Annotated in this window: 24 protein-coding genes; 23 read left to right on the top strand and 1 reads right to left on the bottom strand. The window is 37.1% G+C overall.

The features are described from left to right. Positions 1-117: 117 nt before the first annotated feature. From IGJ55_RS11010 to IGJ55_RS10910, 21 genes are all read left to right on the top strand, one after another. Positions 118-1,908, top strand: coding sequence for a heavy metal translocating P-type ATPase (locus IGJ55_RS11010; protein ID WP_430606485.1), 1,791 nt, complete (start codon positions 118-120; stop codon positions 1,906-1,908). A gap of 113 nt (positions 1,909-2,021) precedes the next feature. Further along, positions 2,022-2,294 (top strand): (4Fe-4S)-binding protein, encoded by a 273-nt coding sequence (locus tag IGJ55_RS11005; RefSeq protein WP_069639810.1) that lies wholly within the window; start codon positions 2,022-2,024, stop codon positions 2,292-2,294. Between the two features lie 2 nt (positions 2,295-2,296). Beyond that, complete coding sequence (locus tag IGJ55_RS11000; protein ID WP_069639811.1) at positions 2,297-2,572, top strand: GNAT family N-acetyltransferase; 276 nt, start codon at positions 2,297-2,299, stop codon at positions 2,570-2,572. Positions 2,573-2,704: 132 nt separating this feature from the next. Then, positions 2,705-2,941, top strand: coding sequence for a preprotein translocase subunit SecG (gene secG / locus IGJ55_RS10995; protein WP_010765524.1), 237 nt, complete (start codon positions 2,705-2,707; stop codon positions 2,939-2,941). Positions 2,942-3,085: 144 nt separating this feature from the next. Then, entirely contained in the window at positions 3,086-3,850 is a 765-nt protein-coding gene (locus IGJ55_RS10990) for an alpha/beta hydrolase (protein ID WP_430606484.1), read from the top strand. Beyond that, a complete protein-coding gene (rnr, locus tag IGJ55_RS10985; RefSeq protein ID WP_430606483.1) occupies positions 3,847-6,195 on the top strand; it encodes a ribonuclease R in 2,349 nt (782 codons plus the stop codon). Before IGJ55_RS10990 ends, rnr begins: the two co-directional genes overlap by 4 nt. A 17-nt stretch (positions 6,196-6,212) precedes the next feature. Continuing rightward, the gene (smpB, locus tag IGJ55_RS10980; protein WP_069639814.1) at positions 6,213-6,677 is read left to right on the top strand and encodes an SsrA-binding protein SmpB; all 465 of its coding nucleotides are present in this window, start codon (positions 6,213-6,215) and stop codon (positions 6,675-6,677) included. 339 nt (positions 6,678-7,016) lie between these two features. Further along, positions 7,017-7,733, top strand: a complete 717-nt coding sequence (gene atpB / locus IGJ55_RS10975; RefSeq protein ID WP_069639815.1) for a F0F1 ATP synthase subunit A — start codon at positions 7,017-7,019, stop codon at positions 7,731-7,733. 41 nt (positions 7,734-7,774) lie between these two features. Beyond that, on the top strand, positions 7,775-7,996 hold the full coding sequence (gene atpE / locus IGJ55_RS10970; RefSeq protein WP_069639816.1) for a F0F1 ATP synthase subunit C: 222 nt from the start codon (positions 7,775-7,777) through the stop codon (positions 7,994-7,996). A 354-nt stretch (positions 7,997-8,350) separates the two neighbouring features. After that, positions 8,351-8,878 (top strand): F0F1 ATP synthase subunit B, encoded by a 528-nt coding sequence (gene atpF / locus IGJ55_RS10965; RefSeq protein ID WP_069639817.1) that lies wholly within the window; start codon positions 8,351-8,353, stop codon positions 8,876-8,878. After that, positions 8,865-9,407, top strand: coding sequence for an ATP synthase F1 subunit delta (atpH, locus tag IGJ55_RS10960; protein WP_069639818.1), 543 nt, complete (start codon positions 8,865-8,867; stop codon positions 9,405-9,407). The genes atpF and atpH overlap by 14 nt, the downstream gene beginning before the upstream one ends. 28 nt (positions 9,408-9,435) lie before the next feature. After that, the gene (gene atpA / locus IGJ55_RS10955) at positions 9,436-10,992 is read left to right on the top strand and encodes a F0F1 ATP synthase subunit alpha (protein ID WP_429949233.1); all 1,557 of its coding nucleotides are present in this window, start codon (positions 9,436-9,438) and stop codon (positions 10,990-10,992) included. Between the two features lie 15 nt (positions 10,993-11,007). Then, the gene (locus IGJ55_RS10950; RefSeq protein WP_429949235.1) at positions 11,008-11,928 is read left to right on the top strand and encodes a F0F1 ATP synthase subunit gamma; all 921 of its coding nucleotides are present in this window, start codon (positions 11,008-11,010) and stop codon (positions 11,926-11,928) included. A 143-nt stretch (positions 11,929-12,071) separates the two neighbouring features. Then, positions 12,072-13,478 (top strand): F0F1 ATP synthase subunit beta, encoded by a 1,407-nt coding sequence (gene atpD / locus IGJ55_RS10945; RefSeq protein ID WP_069639821.1) that lies wholly within the window; start codon positions 12,072-12,074, stop codon positions 13,476-13,478. 17 nt (positions 13,479-13,495) lie between these two features. Next, positions 13,496-13,915, top strand: coding sequence for a F0F1 ATP synthase subunit epsilon (locus IGJ55_RS10940; protein WP_069639822.1), 420 nt, complete (start codon positions 13,496-13,498; stop codon positions 13,913-13,915). Positions 13,916-14,185: 270 nt separating this feature from the next. Continuing rightward, positions 14,186-14,422 carry a DUF1146 family protein gene (locus IGJ55_RS10935; RefSeq protein WP_069639823.1) on the top strand — a complete coding sequence of 79 codons (237 nt, stop codon included), beginning with the start codon at positions 14,186-14,188 and terminating at the stop codon, positions 14,420-14,422. A 106-nt stretch (positions 14,423-14,528) separates the two neighbouring features. Further along, a complete protein-coding gene (murA, locus tag IGJ55_RS10930; RefSeq protein WP_429949237.1) occupies positions 14,529-15,827 on the top strand; it encodes a UDP-N-acetylglucosamine 1-carboxyvinyltransferase in 1,299 nt (432 codons plus the stop codon). A 14-nt stretch (positions 15,828-15,841) separates the two neighbouring features. After that, on the top strand, positions 15,842-16,018 hold the full coding sequence (locus IGJ55_RS10925) for a DNA-directed RNA polymerase subunit beta (protein ID WP_069639825.1): 177 nt from the start codon (positions 15,842-15,844) through the stop codon (positions 16,016-16,018). A 359-nt stretch (positions 16,019-16,377) separates the two neighbouring features. After that, positions 16,378-17,031 carry a 3D domain-containing protein gene (locus tag IGJ55_RS10920; RefSeq protein WP_429949239.1) on the top strand — a complete coding sequence of 218 codons (654 nt, stop codon included), beginning with the start codon at positions 16,378-16,380 and terminating at the stop codon, positions 17,029-17,031. A gap of 165 nt (positions 17,032-17,196) precedes the next feature. Continuing rightward, positions 17,197-17,559, top strand: a complete 363-nt coding sequence (locus tag IGJ55_RS10915) for a PTS glucitol/sorbitol transporter subunit IIA (protein WP_069639826.1) — start codon at positions 17,197-17,199, stop codon at positions 17,557-17,559. A 4-nt stretch (positions 17,560-17,563) separates the two neighbouring features. Continuing rightward, positions 17,564-18,730: an AI-2E family transporter gene (locus IGJ55_RS10910; RefSeq protein ID WP_069639827.1), complete on the top strand. Its 1,167-nt coding sequence runs from the start codon at positions 17,564-17,566 to the stop codon at positions 18,728-18,730. Between the two features lie 122 nt (positions 18,731-18,852). Here the strand turns inward: IGJ55_RS10910 and IGJ55_RS10905 are convergent, their stop codons facing one another. Further along, positions 18,853-19,473, bottom strand: a complete 621-nt coding sequence (locus IGJ55_RS10905) for an FMN-dependent NADH-azoreductase (protein ID WP_429949242.1) — start codon at positions 19,471-19,473, stop codon at positions 18,853-18,855. A 426-nt stretch (positions 19,474-19,899) separates the two neighbouring features. Between IGJ55_RS10905 and licT the strand changes: the two genes are divergently transcribed. Together licT and IGJ55_RS10895 are read left to right on the top strand one after the other, a co-directional pair. Further along, positions 19,900-20,742: a BglG family transcription antiterminator LicT gene (licT, locus tag IGJ55_RS10900; protein ID WP_430606481.1), complete on the top strand. Its 843-nt coding sequence runs from the start codon at positions 19,900-19,902 to the stop codon at positions 20,740-20,742. Positions 20,743-20,923: 181 nt separating this feature from the next. After that, the gene (locus IGJ55_RS10895; protein ID WP_429949244.1) at positions 20,924-22,813 is read left to right on the top strand and encodes a beta-glucoside-specific PTS transporter subunit IIABC; all 1,890 of its coding nucleotides are present in this window, start codon (positions 20,924-20,926) and stop codon (positions 22,811-22,813) included. Positions 22,814-22,844 lie beyond the last annotated feature (31 nt).

Below are 22,844 nucleotides of genomic sequence, written 5' to 3'. Positions count from 1 at the left end.
CAAATATTTCTAATAAAGAATGACAATCATTTTCATTTAAGCCCTTTGACTTTGTTATTTCTTTCGCAAAGCGTAGTCTTAAGTTAGAAAAGGAAAGCCTTAAAGGGGTAGATAAAAATGAAACATTTGACAAAACTGATCATTACTATAATGACTGGCGTTTTCGCATTGCTATTTGAATTTGTGTTAGAACAATCGACATGGGCATTTGCCCTGATTGCCGTGACTGGATCTATAATGGCACTGTCAATGCTGATTGAAATGGTAAAAACGTTGAAATCCGGCAGATATGGTGTAGATATTTTAGCGATCACAGCAATCATCGCCACATTAGCTGTTAGAGAATATTGGGCGAGTTTGATGATATTGGTGATGTTAACTGGAGGCGATTCGCTAGAAGATTATGCCGCTAAACGTGCTAACAAAGAATTAAAATCTTTACTCGATCACTCACCACAAAAGGCACATCAGTTGGTTAATGGTTCGCTAGTAGATATTTTGGCTGAAAAAGTTCAAGTTGACGATGAGCTAATTGTAAAACCAGGAGAAATAGTTCCTGTTGACGGTTATGTCATGAATGGCATCTCGACGGTTGATGAATCTTCTTTGACAGGAGAATCTCGTCCTGTAAATAAAAAAGTAGGCGATTCTGTACTATCTGGTTCAATCAATGGTGATAGCTCATTGACCATGAAAGCCAAAAAGACTGCAGCAGATAGTCAGTATCAAACCATTGTGAAACTTGTCAAAGAATCAGAGGATAATCCCGCTCGTTTTGTGCGGATGGCTGACCGTTATGCAGTGCCATTCACAATTACAGCTTATGTAATTGCTGGAGTTGCTTGGTTTATTTCAAAGGATCCAACCAGATTCGCAGAAGTTTTAGTTGTAGCTTCACCATGTCCATTGATTTTAGCAGCTCCGATTGCGTTAGTTGCTGGCATGAATCGTTCAAGTAGAAATGGAATCATTGTGAAAACAGGGACTACTATTGAGCAGATGTCCGAAACAAAATCTGTTGCCTTTGATAAGACTGGAACGATCACGAAAGGGACAGTATCAGTCGATAAAATCGTTTCTGAAAGTGGAATTACGGCGGAGGAACTCTTGTTGTTAGCAGCAAGTGCAGAACAAGAATCAAGTCACATATTAGCACGTTCTTTGCTATCGGCCATATCCTCTAAAACAAAATTGAAACGAGTTTCTGCTTTAGATGAGATAACAGGCATGGGAATTAAAGCGGTGATTGCAGGAAATGTAATTCGTGTTGGCAAAGCAACCTATGTTACAGCGCAAAAAATTGAAAAAGAAACTGACCAAACAGCTATTTATGTCTCAGAAAATGACCAATATCTAGGCTACATCACCTTTACCGACCGGATTCGTCCAGAAGCCAAAGCAACCATGATTCAGTTGAAAAAACTTCATATTGATCATTTGCTGATGATAACAGGCGATCAGAAATCAATTGCTGTTGCTATCGCAAAAAAAATTGGCATTAGCGAAGTTCATGCGGAATGTTTACCGCAAGATAAAATTGCTGTATTGAAACAATTACCTCACTCTCAACATCCAGTGATCATGGTAGGCGACGGCGTCAATGATGCACCATCTTTGGCGATTGCTGATGTAGGAATCGCCATGGGCGCACATGGTGCGACAGCGGCCAGTGAAACGGCGGATGTGGTAATCTTAAAAGATGATTTGGAAAAAGTCAGTAAAGCTGTGGAAATTTCTAAAGATACGATGAAGATCGCCAAGCAATCTGTGTTGATTGGTATTATGATTTGTACGGTCTTGATGTTAATCGCAAGTACAGGAATCATCCCAGCGTTATTAGGTGCCGTTTTACAAGAGGTAGTGGATACTGTTTCAATTTTATCTTCTTTACGCGCTAAAAATGATTGAAGTTTTTTTAAGAGAACAGATAGTTGCAACGATATGTTTAAATTGTTAGAATCAAGTTATTGAAGAACAGGAAGATAATTGTTTTTTTATGATCCGAGGAGGAATTCAATAAGATGGATGGAAGTAAAATCAATGATAAAAATGTAACAGAAGAATTACTTTTGGAAGAAGGCTATCGTAAATATTCCGGTGAAAAGCTAGATATTTATTATAGTAAAGACATTTGCGCTCATATTGGAAATTGTGTTCGCGGTAATCCTGATGTTTTTGAAGTAGGTCGCCGTCCATGGATCATCACTGATAATGGCAGTGTTGAAGAGGATATCCGTGTCATCAACACATGTCCAAGTGGAGCCTTAAAATACATTCGAAAGGATGGAAAATAATTATGGAAATAAAAGAAGAACAAGATCGTTTTGTATTATTAAATGATGAAAATCAAGAAATTGGTGAAATGACTTGGTCAAATGCAGGAGAAAAAATGATGATCATTGATCATACCTTTGTGGAACCAACCTACCGAGGACAAAAGCTGGCCGAAAAACTAGTGTATAGCGGTGTGGAAAAAGCCCGTCGCGAAGGAAAAAAAATCATTCCACTCTGTCCATTTGCTAAAAAAGAGTTCGATAGAAAGCCAGAATATGGCGATGTTTTAAGAACTTGATAAAAATATTATAAGAAAAATAGACCCAATGTATCGTATTTTGTTCTTCTGCTGTTAAATACAACTGGTATTTATTCAAGAAATATGCTAAAGTATAATAGATGTATTTTGTGAATAAGGGAGAATTAGACTATGTATAATTTTATTTTAACACTTGTGATCATCCTTTCAGTAGTGATGGTTATTGCCGTTATGATGCAGCCTAGTAAACAAAACAGTGCAGCAAGTGCATTTACGGGCGGTGCAGATAAATTGTTCGGCAAACAAAAAGCACGTGGATTTGAAGCTGTAATGCAACGCGCAACAGCAATTATTGGTGCTGTTTGGATGTTACTATTATTTATTTTAGTATTGTTATCATCAAAGTAAGACCTTTGAAGTCCTTCATTTACTGAGGGACTTTTTTCTTTAGAAAAAATGATTATTGGTAATCGAAAAGTTCTTGAAACATCTTTCTTTTCACAAGGTTTTCACTAGATAATGTGCTAAAATGGAGACGAGGTGAATTGAAAAGTGAAAAAAATAAGTCTACCTAAACCATTATTTACCCAAAATGGTTCCCGTGCGGTTTTACTTTTGCACGCTTATTCAGGCAGTAGTAATGATGTTCGAATGATGAGTCGTTATTTAGAAAAAGAGAATTATACCGTTTATTCACCAAATTTCTCTGGTCATGCAACTGTTGCACCAGAAGATATTTTAGCAAAGTCAACAAGTGATTGGTGGCAGGATACGATAGAAGCAATTCAGTTTTTAAAAGAGCATGGCTATAAAGAACTTGCGATTTTTGGCCTTTCGATGGGCGGTATTTTTACAATGAGTGCCCTGACAGATCAACTGGAAGGAGTCATTGGTGGTGGTTTTTTTTGTTCACCAATTGTTCCAGTAAAAAATAAAGTACCAGAAAACTTTGCCCTTTATGCGGATAAAGTGTTAAAAATGGCCGGAGTTTCAACACAAGAACGAGCTGAGCGAATGGTGAATATCAAAACAGCTTCTTATGAGCAACTAAGTGATATCGAAGCATTTTCCAAACAAACAGCAAATAAACTAGCCCAAATCGAGGTGCCAGTGTTTATGGCTCAAGCTGGAAAAGATGAAATGATCGATCCAATGGGCGTTTATCAGACGGCACAAGCACTAACCCAGACACGATCTACATTAAACTGGTACCCAAATAGCGATCATGTGTTGACCGTAGGACCAGATCATAAACAATTAGAACAAGACGTATTAGCATTTTTAAATACATTGTCTTGGAATGAGGAGAAAGAATGACAAAACAAACAATCAAGGAGAAAATCCTAACCTTCATGGAAAATCATACGAAAAAAAGTTTTTCTATGGAAGAAATCGCAGAGGGATTGCAATTACAAAAGAGCTCAGATTTTAAGTTGCTCGTTCAAACAGTTGCAACGATGGAACGCGAAAAATTAATAGAATTCACCAAAAAAGGGAAAATCCGTTTACCACAGAAAAATGGAGATATTGAAGGCACTTTTCGAGCAAACGAACGAGGTTTTGGCTTTGTAACGATTGATCCGGAAGAAGCAGATGTCTATATTCCGAAAGAAGCCGTGAATTTTGCGATGGATGGGGATCTTGTCGCAATTGATATCGTACAGCCAGCAGATGCTTTTTCAGATCGTGGTGCTGAAGGGAAAATCGTGGAGATAAAAAAACGTGCAATCACTCAAGTGGTTGGTGAATTTATCGCTTATGAGGATAATGAAGTGAACGAAACTGATTTATACGGTTATGCTATTCCCAAAGATAAAAAAATGACAGGATTGACGTTTAACATTGCTGCACAAGGAATCAAGCCAGTCGATGGTAGTATCGTAATCGTGGAAATCACCCATTATCCAGATAAAGAATACCCAAGAAGCTTAGAAGGGTTAGTTAAAAAAGTAGTTGGTCATAAAAATGATCCAGGGATGGACATTTTATCGATCGTCGTAGCTCATGGTATTCCAACAAGCTTTCCAGATGAAGTTATTGCAGCAGCTGACAAAGTGCTAGATGCAATTTCAGAAACAGATATCAAGGGTCGCAGGGATTTGCGTGATCAAATAATCGTAACAATCGATGGAGAAGATGCCAAAGATTTAGACGATGCTGTAACTGTCCATAAATTAGCAAATGGCAACTACTTTTTAGGCGTGCATATTGCTGATGTTTCTTATTATGTAACAGAAGGCAGTGAGTTGGATCAAGAAGCGTATGAACGAGGAACAAGTGTCTATTTGACTGATCGTGTTGTGCCGATGATTCCACAACGCCTATCTAATGGGATTTGTTCATTAAACCCCAATGTTCCTAGATTGACGATGAGTTGTGAAATGGAGATAACACCAGAAGGTTATGTAGTCAAACATGATATTTTCCAAAGTGTCATCCAAACAACGGAACGAATGACTTATACGGCTGTCAATGAAATTTTAGAAGAGCAAAAGCCGGAAACAATGAAACGTTATAAAAAATTAGTGACTATGTTCAAAGAAATGGGCGAGCTTCATCGTATTCTTGAACAAATGCGGGAGAACCGCGGTGCGATTTCTTTTGAAGACCGCGAAGCAAAAGTATTAGTTGATGCTGAAGGACATCCACACGATATCTTATTGCGGACACGTGGCGTGGGTGAACGTTTGATCGAATCGTTTATGCTAGCAGCAAATGAAACCGTAGCTAAACACTTTAATGAGTTGAAATTACCCTTTATTTATCGTATACATGAACAACCAAAAGAAGAAAAAATGCAGCGTTTCTTTGATTTTGCTGCTGTATTAGGTATTTTAGTTAAAGGCACAAAGGCAGATATTACGCCAAAAGACTTACAAAAGGTTTTGGAGCAAGTAGCTGATAAACCGGAAGAAGCAGTCATCAATACGATGCTATTGCGTAGCATGCAACAAGCCAGATACTCAGAAGATAACTATGGACATTATGGTTTGGCAGCAGAATATTATACCCATTTCACCTCCCCCATCCGTCGTTACCCAGATTTGATCGTTCATCGACTGATCCGTAGCTATGAAGGGAAGATTTCTGAAAAACTAAAAGAGAAATGGGAACAGAATTTACCTGATATTGCAGATCATAGTTCAAGAATGGAACGAAGAGCTGTTGAAACAGAACGTGAAGTTGATTCAATGAAGAAAGCTGAATTTATGGCAGATAAAATTGGGGAAGAGTACGACGGTATCATTAGTTCTGTAACGCGATTTGGTCTCTTTGTTGAATTACCAAATACAATCGAAGGTCTGATCCATGTCAATAATTTGAAACAAGACTATTTCCATTTTATTGAAAATCATATGGCACTTGTTGGGGAAAGAACAGGAATGACCCTAAAAATCGGCCAAAAAGTCAAAGTCAAAGTAGACAAAGCCGATCCTGAAACGAGAGAAATCGATTTCGAATTTCTAGAAGCGGAAGAAGTAGAAAGAATCGAAGCACCAAAACCAAAAAAACGTCAAGATAACCGTCGCAGAAACGTCTCAGATCGTAAAGAGACAGATAAGAGACCTTTTACACAAAAGAAAAACAAGAAAAAAGGCAAAAAGCCATTTTATAAAGAAGTGGCTAAAAAGAAAAAAATAAAGAAACAAAAGAAAAAATAGAAAATGGAGGAATGGGTATGCCAAAAGGGGAAGGAAAACTGATTGCCCAAAATCGTAAAGCGAGGCATGACTATACCGTTGTTGATACGATGGAAGCGGGTATCGTGTTACAAGGAACAGAAATCAAATCGATCCGTAATGGTCGAATCAACTTAAAGGACGGCTTTGCTAGAATCAGAAATGGGGAAGCTTACCTGCTCAATGTGCATATTAGTCCTTATGAGCAGGGGAATATTTTTAATCACGATCCTTTACGGACGAGAAAATTACTTCTACACAAAAAGCAAATCGCTAAATTGATCGCTGAAACAAAAAATACAGGGATCACGATTATTCCATTAAAAGTCTATATTCGAAATGGCTATGCAAAAGTGTTGATTGGACTTGCTAAAGGAAAAAAACAATATGATAAACGAGAAGATTTGAAACGAAAAGAAATCAATCGTGAAATCAGCCGGACACTTAAAAATAATTTGCGCTAGTTTGTCAAAAGTTAGGTGTTTTTTAATGAAAATAATGTTTTTTAATGGTTATTTTATTCTTTTTCGCATATTTGTTTTCTTTGCTTTATCTTATGTGAAAAATTTGGTAGAGTGTAAAGAAACTGATGGATTTTCATCATTTTTTCAGTAACCAACTATTGTACTGCCGAATACTAGTAAGACCTTGTTCTGATAAATTTTTGTCATATTAAAAGAAGTGTCTTATTTTCATGAAATTCTTTTGAAATTATTCATCGTTGGTGGTATGATACGTGTGGTTAAGAATATAGAAGCCTTTTTAAGCTTCTCGTAAGTTTGTTAGAAAAGAGGTGAAAAAATTTGGAAGAGAAGACACTACTCTTCAAGATTGGGCCAATTTGGTTTGATGGAACGATTTGCTTAATGGTTCTGTTAACGTGTGTCATTGTCTTTGGGATAGTATATTACTGCACAAGGAATATTCAAATGAAACCTAAAGGCAAACAAAATGTTATTGAGTATCTTATTGATTTTGTTCGAAGTATCATTACCGACAATATGCCGAGTAAAGAAGTAACAAATTTTCACCTGCTAGCATTCACGATGTTCATGTTCGTTTTAGTTGCTAACATTATTGGTTTAGTAACCAAGGTGGCGATCGGAGATTATACGTATTGGAAGAGCCCTACAGCTGATCCAATGGTTACCTTGACATTAGCCTTGATCATGATTGCTTTAACACATTTCTTTAGTGTTAGTCGTTTTGGCTTGAAAGGATATTTCAAAAATAGCTTTTTAAGTCCAGTATCTTTCCTAATGCCGATCAAGTTGATGGAAGAATTTACGAATTTGCTTACTTTAGCACTACGTTTATACGGAAATATCTTTGCTGGTGAAGTATTACTTGGACTGATTGCAGGACTGGTATCAAGTGTCGGACTTTGGACGATTCCACTCGCAATACCGCTAGAAATGATCTGGTTAGCCTTTTCATTATTTATCGGCGCAATCCAAGCATTTATTTTTGTAACATTATCAATGGTTTACATGGCTCATAAAGTTGAAGTCGAAGAATAAATAATAAATAAAAACAATTATTTCTTAGGAGGAAAACAATAATGGACGGATTAAATTATATCGCAGCAGCAATCGCAGTTTTCGGAGCAGCCATCGGGGCAGCATACGGTAACGGAAAAGTTATCTCAAAAACAATCGAATCAATGACACGCCAACCAGAAATGGCTGGACAACTAAGAACAACAATGTTTATCGGGGTTGCCTTGATTGAAGCGGTTCCTATTCTAGGTGTAGTTATTGCATTGTTATTAGTGCTTAAATAATCCCTTTAGAAGGCAGGACGCTGAGTTTTTAAACGCCACGCGTTACTGCTTTCTTTGCTGCGAATCACAGCGACTGACTTCGGCAGAGCTGATGATGAGCAGTACTTGGCGAACGAAGTGAGAGAAGTAACCTATAAAAAAAGAAACACCAAGTTTTTCCAGAAACAAAGAAGACCGCCAAAAACATCAGTCTTACTTCAAAGTTCTAACCAAAAGGAAGAGCTGATGATGAACAGTAACCTATTTTAAAAGAAATACCAATTTTCACTAAAAATAAGGTGGACTAAACTATGCTATACAAAAAATAGTAACCAACCACCACAGAGAATTGCAGAGAAAGGAAGTTGAAACTTCATGCTAGATCATTTAGTAATCGGTGAAGCAGGACCAAGTACAACAATTGGCACAATGATTGTTGTAAGTGGCGCTTTTCTAATTTTAATGCTTCTAATCAAGAAATTTGCTTGGGAAGCAATCACTGATATGTTAAAAAAACGTGAAGATAAAATTGCCAACGATTTAGATTCTGCAGAACAATCTCGAATCGCAGCTGCTAAGCTACAAGAAGAACGTCAACAAAAGTTACTATCTTCTAAATCAGAAGCCGCAGAAATCATCAAACATGCGAAAGAGAATGGAGACCAAAACCGTCAAAAAATCTTATCAGAAACCAATGATGAGGTTTCACGTTTACGAGAAAAAGCACGTCAAGATATTTCTCAAGAACATGAAGAAGCGTTGGCATCTGTTAAAGATGAGGTAGCAAGTCTATCTTTACAAATTGCAGAGAAAATTTTAAACAAAGAATTGACGCCAGATGCACATGATTCATTAATCAATTCTTATATCGAAGGTTTAGGTAAGTCAAATGAAGTTAGATAAATACACGGTAGGGAAACGCTACGGTAAAGCTTTGTTTGAGCTGGCGATTGAAAAGCAAGAAGCCGATAGTGTTTATCAAGACTTGTTAAAACTTAGAGAGATTTTTCACGAAGTTCCAGAATTAGGAGACATTTTAAGTGATGTACGTCTCGAACCTTACGAAAAAGACGAAATCATGAAACAACTAGTTACTGGCTTTGATGGAACGATAAAAAACTTCTTATATGTTGTTTATAACTACTCACGTATGATTGATTTATTATTAATGATCGATGAATACGAAAGACGTTATGATGAGCACAAAAGCTTGCTTTTAGGAACAGCATTAACAGCCGTTCCTTTGACAAAAGAACAACACCAATTAATGGAAGAAAAAGCAGCAAAACTTTTAGGCTATGAACAAGCAAACTTGATCAATTTGATTGATCCGGATATTGTTGGTGGAGTAATTATAGAGGCCAATTATAAAGTGATCGACGGTAGTATCCATAAGCAATTAGAACGAATCCAGGAATTGTTATTAAAATAACGTTCAGCACAATAAAGAGGTGAATTGAATGGCTATCAAAGCAGAAGAAATCAGTGCCTTGATTAAGGAACAAATCAAAAATTATCAACAAGAATTAGCAGTCGAAGAAATTGGGACTGTCACATATGTTGGGGATGGAATCGCTCGTGCCCATGGATTAGAAAACGCAATGAGCGGAGAATTACTTGAATTTTCTAATGGCTCATATGGAATGGCGCAAAATTTAGAAACCAATGATGTCGGTATTATCATTCTAGGGGATTTTGAAACTATTCGAGAAGGCGACAAAGTAAAACGTACTGGTAAAATCATGGAAGTTCCTGTTGGTGAAGCATTGATCGGACGCGTCGTTAATCCATTAGGTCAACCAATTGATGGCTTAGGCGAAATCAAAACAGATAAAACACGTCCAGTAGAAGCAGCAGCTCCAGGTGTTATGCAAAGAAAATCAGTGGATCAACCGATGCAGACTGGTCTTAAAGCAATTGATGCACTTGTACCAATCGGTCGTGGCCAACGTGAACTAGTCATTGGTGACCGTAAAACAGGTAAAACATCAATTGCTATTGATACGATCATCAACCAAAAAGGGCAAGATGTCATTTGTATCTATGTTGCGATCGGTCAAAAAGAATCAACTGTTCGTAACCAAGTTGAAACATTGAGAGCCTATGGTGCACTTGATTATACGATTATTGTGAATGCAGGAGCCTCTCAACCAGCGCCATTACTTTATATTGCGCCTTATGCAGGAGCTGCGATGGGAGAAGAATTCATGTATAACGGCAAGCACGTTTTGATCATCTTTGATGACTTATCAAAACAAGCCGTTGCTTATCGTGAACTTTCATTATTATTGCGCCGTCCTCCAGGTCGGGAAGCATACCCAGGTGATGTGTTCTATCTACACTCACGCTTATTAGAACGTGCGGCAAAATTAAGTGATGAATTAGGCGGCGGTTCAATGACTGCCTTACCATTTGTTGAAACGCAAGCAGGAGACATTTCTGCCTATATCCCAACAAACGTTATTTCAATCACAGATGGCCAAATCTTCTTAGAAAGTGATTTGTTCTATGCGGGCACTCGTCCAGCCGTTGATGCCGGTCTTTCTGTATCACGTGTTGGTGGCTCAGCACAAATCAAAGCAATGAAAAAAGTTGCGGGTACCCTTCGTTTAGATTTAGCAAGTTACCGTGAATTAGAAGCCTTCACTCAGTTTGGTTCTGATTTAGATGCGGCAACACAAGCAAAATTAAATCGTGGCCGTCGTACCGTTGAAATTCTAAAACAAAAATTACATGCACCACTAGCTGTTGAAAAACAAGTTGTTATTTTATATGCATTGACGCATGGATTTTTAGATAGTATCAGTGTAGCAAAAATCCTAGATTTCGAATCAGAATTATTCGATTTTTTAGATGGCAAACATCCAGAATTATTTGAAACGATCCGGACAACGAAAGACTTGCCAAAATCAGAAGATCTAGATGCTGCAATCAAAGAATTTAAAGAAATTTTTGATGCTGCTAATTCAGAAGGATTGACAGCTAAAGACACATTTGAATCAATTCAAAATGCGTAAGAGAGGTGACAAGAATTGGGTGCTTCATTAAATGAAATCAAACAACGCATTGCTTCAACGAAAAAAACCAGTCAAATCACCAATGCTATGCAGATGGTTTCGGGTGCTAAACTGACAAAATCAGAAACTGCTTCTAGAAGCTTTCAAGAATATGCATCAAAAATCCGTTCTATCGTTACGCATCTTGTTGCAGCTCAATTAAGCGATCTAGCAGAACTAGATTCTTATGATAGTCAAGAAGCATCAGAAACTGGTAATTATCATATGATGCTGACATCACGACCAGTAAAAAAAACAGGGTATATCGTAATAACCTCTGATAAAGGGTTAGTTGGCGGATACAACAGTTCAATTTTAAAACAAACTATGAAAATGATGTTAGATGATCACGAATCTCAAGAGGAATATGTGTTGATCGCAATTGGCGGAACTGGAGCTGACTTCTTTAAAGCGCGTGGTATCAATGTTGCGTATGAGTTGCGTGGCCTGACTGATCAACCTAGCTTTGATGAAGTAAGAAAAATTGTTTCTACTGCAACGACAATGTATGAAAACGAAGTCTTTGACGAGTTATATGTTTGTTATAATCATCATATCAATTCGTTAACAAGTCAATTTCGTGTCGAAAAAATGTTGCCAATCTCGGATTTAGATCCTGATGAAGCAACAACTTATGAGCAAGAATATATCTTAGAACCGTCAGAAGAAGCAATCTTAGATAATTTATTACCTCAATATGCTGAAAGTTTGATTTACGGGGCAATCATCGATGCCAAGACGGCTGAACATGCAGCAGGAATGACAGCAATGAAAACAGCCACTGACAATGCGCAAAACATTATTAGTGATTTGACGATTTCATATAATCGCGCTCGTCAGGGAGCCATTACCCAAGAAATTACTGAAATTGTGGCTGGTGCAGCTGCACTAGAGTAATCATCAAAGAAGCGGGCTGAGAATGCTCAAGATTTTTACTAAGTACTAAAGAAGACAGGTTTTATCACGACCTCGTTAGGGTATAAAACTATCGAGCCTTCGATAGTTTTATGACCTCTTCAAACGAAACGGAGGAAAGAAATATGAGTTCAGGAAAGATTGTTGAAGTAATCGGTCCCGTTGTTGACGTGGAATTTTCACTAGATCAATCCTTACCAGATATAAATAATGCATTAGTCGTTTATAAAAATGGCGAAAAAAAACAAAAAGTCGTTTTAGAAGTAGCATTAGAATTAGGAGACGGTGTTATCCGTTCGATCGCGATGGAATCTACAGATGGCCTGCAACGCGGAATGGAAGTTATTGATACTGGAAAACCAATTTCTGTTCCTGTTGGGAAAGAAACATTGGGTCGTGTATTCAATGTTTTGGGCGATACCATCGACTTGGAAGAACCTTTCCCAGAAGATGCAATACGTAGCGGTATTCATAAAAAAGCCCCTGATTTTGCCGATTTAAGTACAAGTAATGAAATTTTAGAAACAGGGATCAAAGTGATTGACTTATTAGCCCCTTATTTAAAAGGGGGTAAAGTTGGACTATTCGGTGGTGCCGGTGTCGGTAAAACCGTTTTAATCCAAGAATTGATTCATAATATTGCCCAAGAACATGGCGGCATTTCTGTATTTACTGGTGTTGGTGAACGAACGCGTGAAGGGAACGATCTTTATTTTGAAATGAAAGACTCTGGCGTTATCGAAAAAACAGCTATGGTTTTCGGCCAAATGAATGAACCCCCAGGTGCGCGAATGCGTGTAGCATTGACTGGTTTGACAATTGCGGAGTATTTTCGTGATGTTGAAGGTCAAGATGTGTTATTATTTATTGATAATATTTTCCGCTTCACACAAGCTGGATCAGAAGTTTCTGCCTTATTAGGTCGGATGCCTTCAGCGGTTGGTTATCAACCAACTCTTGCCACTGAAATGGGTCAATTACAAGAACGTATCACTTCTACTAAAAAAGGCTCGATTACATCAATTCAAGCAATCTATGTACCGGCCGATGACTATACTGACCCAGCGCCTGCAACAGCATTCGCCCATTTAGATGCAACGACCAACTTAGAACGTCGTTTAACTGAAATGGGTATTTATCCAGCTGTTGATCCATTAGCTTCCTCTTCTAGTGCTTTAGCGCCTGAAGTTGTCGGAGATGAACATTATGCTGTAGCAACAGAAGTACAACACGTATTGCAACGTTACCGTGAGTTACAAGATATCATTGCAATTTTAGGAATGGATGAGTTATCTGATCAAGAAAAAATCTTGGTTGGTCGTGCCCGTCGTATTCAGTTCTTCTTATCTCAAAACTTTAATGTAGCAGAACAATTTACAGGACAACCAGGTTCGTACGTTCCAGTTGCCGATACAGTTAAAGGCTTTAGAGAAATTCTTGACGGAAAATATGATGACTTACCGGAAGAAGCGTTCCGTAGTGTTGGTAGAATCGAAGACGTTATTGAAAAAGCTAAAACGTTGAACTACTAAAAGGAGGCGACACAGAAATGGATTGTTTAACTGTCAATGTGGTGACTCCAAATGGTTTGGTTTATGACCATCGCGCAATGATCGTCGTTGCAAAAACAACGGATGGCGAAATCGGTATTTTACCGAAACATGCACCGATTATCGTTCCATTAGCGATCGATGAGGTTCGCGTAAAAAGAACAGATTCAGATACACACGTGGATTGGATCGCTGTCAATGGTGGTATTATGGAAGTCCGAGACAATGTTGTTTCAATTATTGCTGATAGTGCTGAACGTGAAAGAGATATTGATGTCAGTCGCGCAGAACGTGCAAAACAACGTGCTGAACGGATGATCGAAAAAGCCAAAGAACATGCAAATACAGATGAATTACGCCGTGCAACAGTTGCCCTTCATCGTGCGATCAATCGAATCAATGTGTCAAAACATACGTAACATAGTAAGAGCGGCTGAGACAAGTTAGTTGTCTCAGTTCGTTTTTTTACTAATAAAATACATATATCTATTCTTTTGTTAAGAATTAAGAATCTTTATTTTGGCTTTTAATTTATTTGTGCTAAACTAATCTATATCATGTACCGAAGCTTTACGGGATAATCTCTCGAAAAAGAAAAAATCTGTAAGATAAAAAGCATCACCGACTGATTTTCTTTTTTCAGTTGAGATTAAACGAGCTCATTCAGCTTTTAAATTAAGGAGAAAGTTATGCAATTTTTTGGTCTTGATGCAGTGATTCGAATCATCTGCCATATGATGTTTATTTATGTGAGTTTTTGGGCGATGCAGTCTATCAGAATTGAACAGTTTTTTAGAGCGCACCAAACCTCTCAAGTACGTTTACTGATCGTGTTATTTTCAATCGTTATCGGCTATACTGTCAGCTCATTTTTCTTAGAGTTTCTCGCGTTATGCCGTAATTTATTTATTGTGTTTTTTCCATAAAAATGGACAAATAAAAAGAAAAGATACTAATTGTTGGTAAATAATGGTATAATAGAAAAGATTTTGGATCAAAGCATCCAATTCTAACTTTTTTGGGGGGAACAAAATGGAACAGATTATTGTTCATGGTGGTAACCAATTAAAAGGAACTGTGAAAATCGAAGGAGCTAAAAATGCAGTATTGCCAATTTTAGCAGCGACCTTATTAGCGGAAGAAGGAACAACAACATTAAATAATGTACCAATTCTTTCGGATGTGTTTACAATGAACCAAGTTATCAGACACTTAAATGTAGATATTGAATTTAATGAACAAGAAAATCAAGTTATAATAGATGCTACTAAACCTCTAGGCATCGAAGCCAATTACGAATATGTGAGTCAAATGAGAGCGTCAATTGTTGTAATGGGGCCATTATTAGCGCGTAACGGTCATGCGAAAGTTGCGATGCCTGGTGGGTGTGCAATTGGTAAACGACCGATTGATTTACACTTAAAAGGATTTCAAGCGTTAGGTGCTAAGATCATCCAAAAAAATGGCTATATCGAAGCCATTGCCGACGAGTTGATCGGTAATACGATTTATTTGGATTTCCCAAGCGTAGGTGCAACTCAAAATATCATGATGGCAGCTGTTAAAGCCAAAGGCATGACAATCATTGAGAATGTAGCCAGAGAACCTGAAATCGTTGACTTAGCGAATGTATTGAACAAGATGGGTGCTAAAATCGTTGGTGCAGGAACTGAAATGATGCGTATCGAAGGTGTGGATCAACTACATGCTGTCGAACATTCAATTGTCCAAGACCGTATCGAAGCAGGCACCTTCATGGTTGCAGCTGCAATGACTGAAGGCGATGTTTTAATTGAAGAAGCAATTCCAGAGCATAATCGTCCGCTTATCTCCAAATTAACTGAGATGGGTGCGGTTATTCGTGAAGAAAGAGGCGGTTTACGCGTTATTGGTCCTAAAGTGATCAAACCAACAGATATCAAGACGTTGCCTCATCCTGGCTTCCCAACGGATATGCAAGCGCAAATGACTGCGATGCAAATGGTAGCAGATGGATCAAGCGTCGTAACTGAGACTGTTTTTGAAAATCGTTTCCAACATTTAGAAGAAATGCAACGGATGAATGCTGACGTGAAAATCGATGGAAATGTTGCAATCATCAATGGCGGCCAATCACTACAAGGGGCTGCTGTAGAAGCAACAGATCTACGTGCTGCTGCTGCATTGATCTTAGTAGGTCTAAAAGCAAATGGCATCACTCGTGTATCGCATTTAGAATATTTGGATCGTGGTTACTATAAATTCCATGAAAAGCTTCAAAAATTAGGAGCCAAAGTGGAACGAGTAAATGACGAAAAAATTGTAGAAAAGAAAATGTCTACTGTTAATTAAAAGGGGAAATAGATATGAGTTCGACACGCTATATTATAGTGACTTTGTTGAAAGTTTTAGTAGTGATAGCCTTAGTGATCATTTTATTTGTTGCCGGCACGATGATCGGTTACGGAGTGATTGGTGGAGGAAATCCAAAAGATGTGTTCAAAGAAGAAATTTGGACTCATATCCTAGACTTTTTTAAATAGAAGTTAATAGATAACTCTAACTGAAAATAGTTAGAGTTGTTTTTTTATCGTTAAATAACAACCGTTTCTTATTAAAGCAATCATTTTTTGTAAAGTTTCCGTAATATACATAGATTTCAGCGTTTATAATAGTATTTAATTGCCTTAAAATAACAAATTAAAAAGATTTATTTTTTTAAACATTCTAATAATAAAGAAATAAAGCCTGGGATAGAGGGCTTCTATAAATAAAATATTTCTAATATAACGCATTGAAAGCGTTATTTACTATCCTGTAACTTAGCCTTAATTAAATAGTAACCATCACCTTTGCCGGACATGCTATGATAGCTTTCGTATGTATTTGAGGAGGAAATTTTTTGATTAAGCAAAGATGGTTACCTATTTTAATTATTATGAGTTGTTTTATTACAGGATCAGTAATTCCTGTCTATGCAACTGAAAATAAAGAGAGTGAAATAAAAAGTTTAACTAGTTACCCAGTTGTATCAGAACAATCAGCAAAAAATCTATCTCGTTCGATGATTCATTCTTTGACAGAAGGACAGGCATTTCAACTTGTGAAAAGTGATATTTTGAATAAAGAAAAAATGGAACAAGAGAGCGTTAAAAAAGCTAGGATTGAAGCTGAAAAGAAGAAAATAGCTGAAAAACAAAAATTAGAAGCGGTGGACAGCCAAGTAGCATTAGAAAAGCAAAAAACTGAAAATAAAGAACCATCAGGAGCAAAAATGATGATGGAAGCTACAGCATACTCTTGTAACGAAGGTTTTATTGGTGGAGGGAATCTAACAGCGATGGGTCAAGACTTAAGAATAGATCCAATGGCAATTGCTGTTGATCCAAGTGTAATTCCCTTAGGTACAAAATTATATGTTGAAGGTTACGGAGAGGCTATTGCTAGTGATACAGGTGGGGCAATCAAAGGCAATATTATCGATCTTCATTTCTCTGATGTTTCACAATGCATTGATTGGGGCAGAAGACAAGTAGAAGTAACGATTATATCATAATTGTTTAATGCGTTTAAACGACAAATTGATCATGAAAACGACAAATGAGGTATTTAAATCCTTGTTTGTCCTTTTTGTGTTCAATCGAGCTTAATTTATTGAATAAGAAAAAAGGTTATATGTTATAATAAAGATTGATTAATTGGAAGAGGAGCGATAGTTATTATGAAAGCTGTAGTTACTGAAATTGGTGTTCGAGCGCTGGATGAAAAAGAACCGATCATCATACTTTTTGGTGAAAATGCCACAGATAGTTTAAAAGAGTATTCGGTGATTCAAAAATTTGAAGAGTCACAATCTTTAGAAATGAAAACAGGCGATCTATTAAAGATCGATGAACAAGAATATACAATCCAATATGTTGGACCTTTTGCAAATAAAAACTTAAACAGTATTGCCCATGTAACATTGGTTTTTTCTGAGGTGCCAAAAGAAGATGCAATTGTTAACGGTTTATATCTTGCGCCAAGCAAGCTTCCAACCATTAATGTTGGAACAATAATAGAGTATAGAACGCTTGGAGTGTGATTGAGTGGGACAAGAGAGAGAAAAAGACAAGCGATTTTCATGGTTTTGGCGCTGGTTTTTAAATAACCAGGTCGTCACTGCACTGTTGATCGTATTGTTGATATTATTGATTTTATTAGTTTTTACAAAGGTTTCGTATTTATTTAAACCAGTCTGGCAGTTTATTGGTGTTGTTGGCCTGCCACTGATCATGGCTGGAATATTATATTATTTAATGAATCCTGTTGTTGATTATTTGGAAAAGAAAAAAATTCCACGTATTTGGAGTATTATTGGTTTATTTATTATTGTTGTGGCGTTGATCATTTGGGGGCTTGTCGTAATCGTTCCTAAAATTCAGGAACAGACGATTAGCTTTGGCAATCATTTTCCTCAATATATCGATACGATCGATCAAAAGATGCAAGAGATTTTAGGTGATCCTTTCTTTGCACAATTTCGTACGCAGTTAGAAGATATGGGAGATAAGCTGATCAGTTCTTTAGGAGATATTATCCGCAATATTTCTACATTTACTGTTCAAGGTTTGGGTAGCTTTGTTGGAGCAGTTGCCACAATTGTTGTGGCGATTATTACAATGCCATTCATTCTATTTTATCTTTTAAAAGATGGAAAACAATTAGCGCCCTATTTAATGAAGTTTTTACCTAATAAAATGCGTCAACCTACATTGAAAGTATTAGGAGAAGTTAATTCTCAAGTTTCTTCTTATATTCGAGGTCAGCTGACCGTTGCTTTTGCTGTAGCAGTCATGTTTATCATAGGATTTTCATTTATTGGGTTGGATTATGCGATCACTTTAGGAATCACTGCAGGTTTTCTGAATTTGATTCCTTATCTAGGTTCATTCTTAGCGATGGTACCCGCTATCTTTCTAGGAATCGTTGGAGGTCCGATCTTACTTGTAAAAGTCTTAGTGGTTTTTGTGATTGAGCAGACAATTGAAGGGCGAGTGATTTCACCTCTTGTCTTAGGGAGTCAGCTAGATATCCATCCAGTGACGATTTTAGTGGTCTTGTTGACGTCTGGGAAGTTATTTGGAGTAGTGGGTGTTATTTTAGGAATACCTGTCTACGCTGCTGCTAAGGTCATCATTACCCATGTATTCGAATGGTATAAAGATGTTTCGAGTTTGTATCATGAAGAGGAAGAATTCAAAAATATCGAATAATAAAAAGAGGGTGTGGGACAAAAGTAAAAATCACTTTTGTATCACACCCTAAATGCGAATAAACGGTGGGAGCAGAAGCAATCCCTTCGGAAATAAGCTTCTGTCCCAGCCTCTCTTTAAGCTTAAAACGTTTTTCCTAATGTAGTTGCTTGATCCATTGCAGCACCTAATAATTCTTCTGCTTTTTCGGGATGATGATCGATTCCCTCAATAAATAATTGCTCCACTTTTTCAATACCGATAAAGTTTAAAATCCCTTTTACGTATTGAGAAGCGAAATCTTGCCCTTCATAAAAGCCGCCATTTGATTGAATGTGCAAAGCTTTTTTACCGTTAGTTAAAGGTTTAGGTCCTTCATCGGTATATTTAAAGGTTTTACCAGCGACGTTGATTGTATCCACCCAAGCTTTTAAGCGAGTTGGTACATTTAAATTCCATAAAGCATTGGCAATAACCACTTTGTCAGCGCCTAAGAATTGGTCGGTTAATTCGTTGAAACGTGCCACTTTTGTTTGTTGGCTCTCATTTAATGCAGTAAATTCAGTACCAGTGCGTAATGCACCCCAACCAGAAAGCAATTCTTCGTCGATTTCTGGGACAGAATCAGCATAAACATCAAGAACATCGATTTCGTCAGTTGGATTTTGAGCTTGATAACTAGCTAAAAAAGTTTCCAATGCTCGGACAGAACGAGATTCTTCTTTAGTAAGTGGGTGTGCTTTCACAACAAGTAATTTTGACATATAAAATCTCCTTTGAATACATAAGTATCATTATTTCTAAACAAAAACTATTTTACTAATAAAAAGTAAGAAAAGCAATGTTTTTGTGTAAATTATCTGAAAAAAACGTTCTTTTCATAAATAGGAATGAAAGCTAATTATTTGAAAAGTACATTCCACCATTATGATGATGAAACTTTAGAGAACTAATAGCTGATAAGGTTCATTTTTAGTGCTATTTGTTTGCAATCGGGCTTTGCAAATGAGAGTCAAAAAAATTTTTTATTGTTTCTTTGTAAAGGGTTGCAAATGAATAGAAATAATGTTATGCTGTGCATGTAATAAGGATTGTTACTGTTCGGCAGGCAAAACCTGAATCTTCCATAGTGACTTATTTGGGCGGATTCTAGGTTTTTTTCATTTGTATTTGTAAAAGTGAGGTTCATCATGAATATCGAAAAAATTTTAAACAACAATGTCGTCATGACAAAAAATGAATCAGGTGAAGAAATTGTCTGCATGGGTCGAGGACTAGCATTTCAGAAAAAAATTGGTGACGTTATTGACCCAACTTTTATTGAAAAGGAATTTGTTCTTAAAGATTCCATCACTTCGGGACAGTTTCAGCAATTATTTGCAGATATTCCATTAGAAGAAGTAGAAATCGTTAAAAAAATCGTGGATATAGCGGAAGAAGAGTTAGGGATCGAACTGTCATCCAATATCTACCTAACATTAACGGATCACGTACATTATGCCATCATGAGAGCAAAAGAAGGTCTCGAGATGCCCAATCCCTTGATGTTTGAAACAAAAAAGTTTTATCCAAAAGAATTCGCCATAGCTCGCAAAGGTGTACAACTAATCAAAGAAAAATTAAATATTGATTTTTCTGAAAGTGAAGCAGGATTTATTGCATTTCACATCGTATATAGTGAGCAAGCAAACGGAAACATGGAAGTCACAATGTCCGCAACCGAAATGGTTCGAGATATTTTAACGATCATCAGTCGCTATTTTGGGAAACCCTTTGATGAAGATTCCTTGAATTATCAAAGAATCGTTACACACTTGCAATATTTTGCGCAACGTTATTTGCAAAATGAAGCGCACGATGAGGAAGATGATTTTCTTTATGAGTTGATTCAAAGCAAGTATCCGAAAGCATTTCAGTCCGTTCAAAGAATCAATGATTATCTAGTTAAGAAATATCAAAAGCCAATCGATAAGGCTGAACAAATTTATTTGACCATTCATATCCAGCGAGTAGCTGGAGATAAAAAAGCGTAGCATTTATTTTATTAAAAAATTTAACTTTCAATCGAAGCGGATTGTTACTGTTTAGCAGGCAAAACCTAGATTGAAAAAACAAACGATTCATCTATATTTAGTTTTTTTAAGTATAGTAAAATCATTGTTTTTTCAGTTTAGGTTTTTTTATATAAAAAATTAAAGAAAAGAGGCTTATAAAATGAGCAAAAATCAAGAAATAGCAGAGCGCGTCTTAACGCTAGTTGGCGGAGAAGGCAATGTGAATAGTGTTGTTCATTGTGCAACACGTTTACGTTTTAAATTGAAAGATGAGGGAAAAGCGGCTACTGATAAGCTTAACCAAGATCCAGATGTAATTCAAGTCGTTCAAAGCGGCGGTCAATACCAAGTCGTGATCGGCAGTCATGTTAGTGATGTGTATAAAGAATTAATGGCACATAGTGGTCTAGGAGACGATGATTCACAAAAAGATGAAGGTCCTAAAGGGAACATTTTTAATCAATTGATTGATATTATTTCTTCTATCTTTACACCGTTCTTAGGTGCGATGGCAGGAGCTGGGGTTTTAAAAGGATTTTTAACATTGGCAGTTACATTAAACTGGCTAACGGTTGAATCAGGTGTCTATGTTGTGCTGTTTGCAATAGCAGATGGTATATTCACCTTCCTACCGATTCTATTGGCGTTTACTGCGGCAAAAAAATTCAAAACAAATCAATTTTTGGCAGTCTGTTTAGCAATGGCACTTGTTCATCCTAGTATCACTGCTTTAGCTGGTCAGCAGTTAAGCTTTGCAGGAATTCCAGTGATCATTGGTGCAAGTGCATATACATCATCTGTTATTCCAATTATTTTAGCAGTATATGTGCAAAGCTATGTAGAACGTTTCTTCAAGAAAGTTATTCCAACATTCTTGCAAATTATCTGTGTTCCTTTAGCTGTTTTTCTTGTAATGGCACCAGTTACTTTTATAGCCATTGGGCCTATCGGTACAATTCTAGGTGATTTGTTAGGTAAAGGCTACAATGGAATTTATGGCTTTAGCCCAATTATTGCAGGTGCTGTGATGGGTGGTTTATGGCAAGTATTCGTTATGTTTGGGATGCATTGGGGCTTTGTGCCGATCATGATGTTAAACCTTTCTCAAGCAGGCGGTGGCGTAGATACAATGGCACCAATGTTATTACCAGCTGTATTAGCTCAAGGTGGTGCAGCGTTAGCAGTTTTCTTCATGACAAAAAATGTAAAACTAAAAGGTTTGGCTTTATCTTCTGCGATGACTTCAGTATTTGGGATTACAGAGCCAACGGTATATGGCGTGACATTACCACTTAAAAAACCATTTATTGCAGCTTGTATCGGTGGAGCTGTCGGTGGAGCATTCATCGGTTTCAGTCACGTTCAAAACTATGTCTTTGGTTTAATCAGTTTGTTAAGTTTACCAGGTTTTATTCCACAAGACACAAAAGATACTTCTGGATTGGTTGCAGCAGTCATCGGAACAGCGATTGCGTTTGTCATTGCGTTTGTCTTAACATTCATTTTGAAATTTGAAGATAAACCAGAAGCAGGTAGTGAAGTGACTACAAAAAATACAAATACGAGCTCAGAAGCGCAAAATAGCAATAAAAATGATAAAATTGTTTTAACAAGCCCACTTACAGGTACGATCGTTGCGTTAGACAAAGTGGAAGATCAAGTCTTTTCATCTGGTGCATTAGGTAAGGGCATCGCAATCGAACCAACAGTAGGTGAACTTTATGCGCCAGCTAATGGTGAAATCACAACATTATTTCCAACAGGCCATGCCGTTGGTATCACAACAGAAGATGGTGCAGAAGTGTTGATGCATATCGGTATGGATACGGTTGAGATGGATGGCGATGGATTTGAGATCCTTGTGAAGCAAGGAGATCAAATAAAACAAGGCGATTTACTTGTTAAGTTTGATACTGAAAAAATTAAAGCGGCTGGTCATCCAATCGTTACTCCTATTGTTGTTACAAATAGTGGGGATTATTTAGATGTCTTGGATATGGATCAAACAGATGTATTACATGGAGAAGATTTTCTTGCGATCGTGCGTTAATTGAATAGATAATTTAGTAAAGACCTAATAA

It is taken from the genome of Enterococcus sp. AZ170 (assembly GCF_050545135.1).
GTDB lineage: Bacteria > Bacillota > Bacilli > Lactobacillales > Enterococcaceae > Enterococcus_L > Enterococcus_L ureilyticus.
The sequence above is the reverse complement of the archived record's forward strand: the minus strand, read 5'-3'. Positions and strand labels throughout refer to the sequence as shown.

What these genes read in the sequence shown, in the direction of transcription:
- IGJ55_RS10935 (WP_069639823.1), top strand. Translation starts at nt 14,186, where the DNA reads ATGCAATTTTTTGGTCTTGATGCAGTGATTCGAATCATCTGCCATATG.
- IGJ55_RS11005 (WP_069639810.1), top strand. Translation starts at nt 2,022, where the DNA reads ATGGATGGAAGTAAAATCAATGATAAAAATGTAACAGAAGAATTACTT.
- IGJ55_RS10925 (WP_069639825.1), top strand. Translation starts at nt 15,842, where the DNA reads ATGAGTTCGACACGCTATATTATAGTGACTTTGTTGAAAGTTTTAGTA.
- rnr (WP_430606483.1), top strand. Translation starts at nt 3,847, where the DNA reads ATGACAAAACAAACAATCAAGGAGAAAATCCTAACCTTCATGGAAAAT.
- atpA (WP_429949233.1), top strand. Translation starts at nt 9,436, where the DNA reads ATGGCTATCAAAGCAGAAGAAATCAGTGCCTTGATTAAGGAACAAATC.
- IGJ55_RS11010 (WP_430606485.1), top strand. Translation starts at nt 118, where the DNA reads ATGAAACATTTGACAAAACTGATCATTACTATAATGACTGGCGTTTTC.
- atpF (WP_069639817.1), top strand. Translation starts at nt 8,351, where the DNA reads ATGCTAGATCATTTAGTAATCGGTGAAGCAGGACCAAGTACAACAATT.
- licT (WP_430606481.1), top strand. Translation starts at nt 19,900, where the DNA reads ATGAATATCGAAAAAATTTTAAACAACAATGTCGTCATGACAAAAAAT.
- IGJ55_RS10895 (WP_429949244.1), top strand. Translation starts at nt 20,924, where the DNA reads ATGAGCAAAAATCAAGAAATAGCAGAGCGCGTCTTAACGCTAGTTGGC.
- IGJ55_RS10915 (WP_069639826.1), top strand. Translation starts at nt 17,197, where the DNA reads ATGAAAGCTGTAGTTACTGAAATTGGTGTTCGAGCGCTGGATGAAAAA.
- IGJ55_RS11000 (WP_069639811.1), top strand. Translation starts at nt 2,297, where the DNA reads ATGGAAATAAAAGAAGAACAAGATCGTTTTGTATTATTAAATGATGAA.
- IGJ55_RS10940 (WP_069639822.1), top strand. Translation starts at nt 13,496, where the DNA reads ATGGATTGTTTAACTGTCAATGTGGTGACTCCAAATGGTTTGGTTTAT.
- secG (WP_010765524.1), top strand. Translation starts at nt 2,705, where the DNA reads ATGTATAATTTTATTTTAACACTTGTGATCATCCTTTCAGTAGTGATG.
- murA (WP_429949237.1), top strand. Translation starts at nt 14,529, where the DNA reads ATGGAACAGATTATTGTTCATGGTGGTAACCAATTAAAAGGAACTGTG.
- atpE (WP_069639816.1), top strand. Translation starts at nt 7,775, where the DNA reads ATGGACGGATTAAATTATATCGCAGCAGCAATCGCAGTTTTCGGAGCA.
- atpD (WP_069639821.1), top strand. Translation starts at nt 12,072, where the DNA reads ATGAGTTCAGGAAAGATTGTTGAAGTAATCGGTCCCGTTGTTGACGTG.
- smpB (WP_069639814.1), top strand. Translation starts at nt 6,213, where the DNA reads ATGCCAAAAGGGGAAGGAAAACTGATTGCCCAAAATCGTAAAGCGAGG.
- atpH (WP_069639818.1), top strand. Translation starts at nt 8,865, where the DNA reads ATGAAGTTAGATAAATACACGGTAGGGAAACGCTACGGTAAAGCTTTG.
- IGJ55_RS10905 (WP_429949242.1), bottom strand. Translation starts at nt 19,473, where the DNA reads ATGTCAAAATTACTTGTTGTGAAAGCACACCCACTTACTAAAGAAGAA.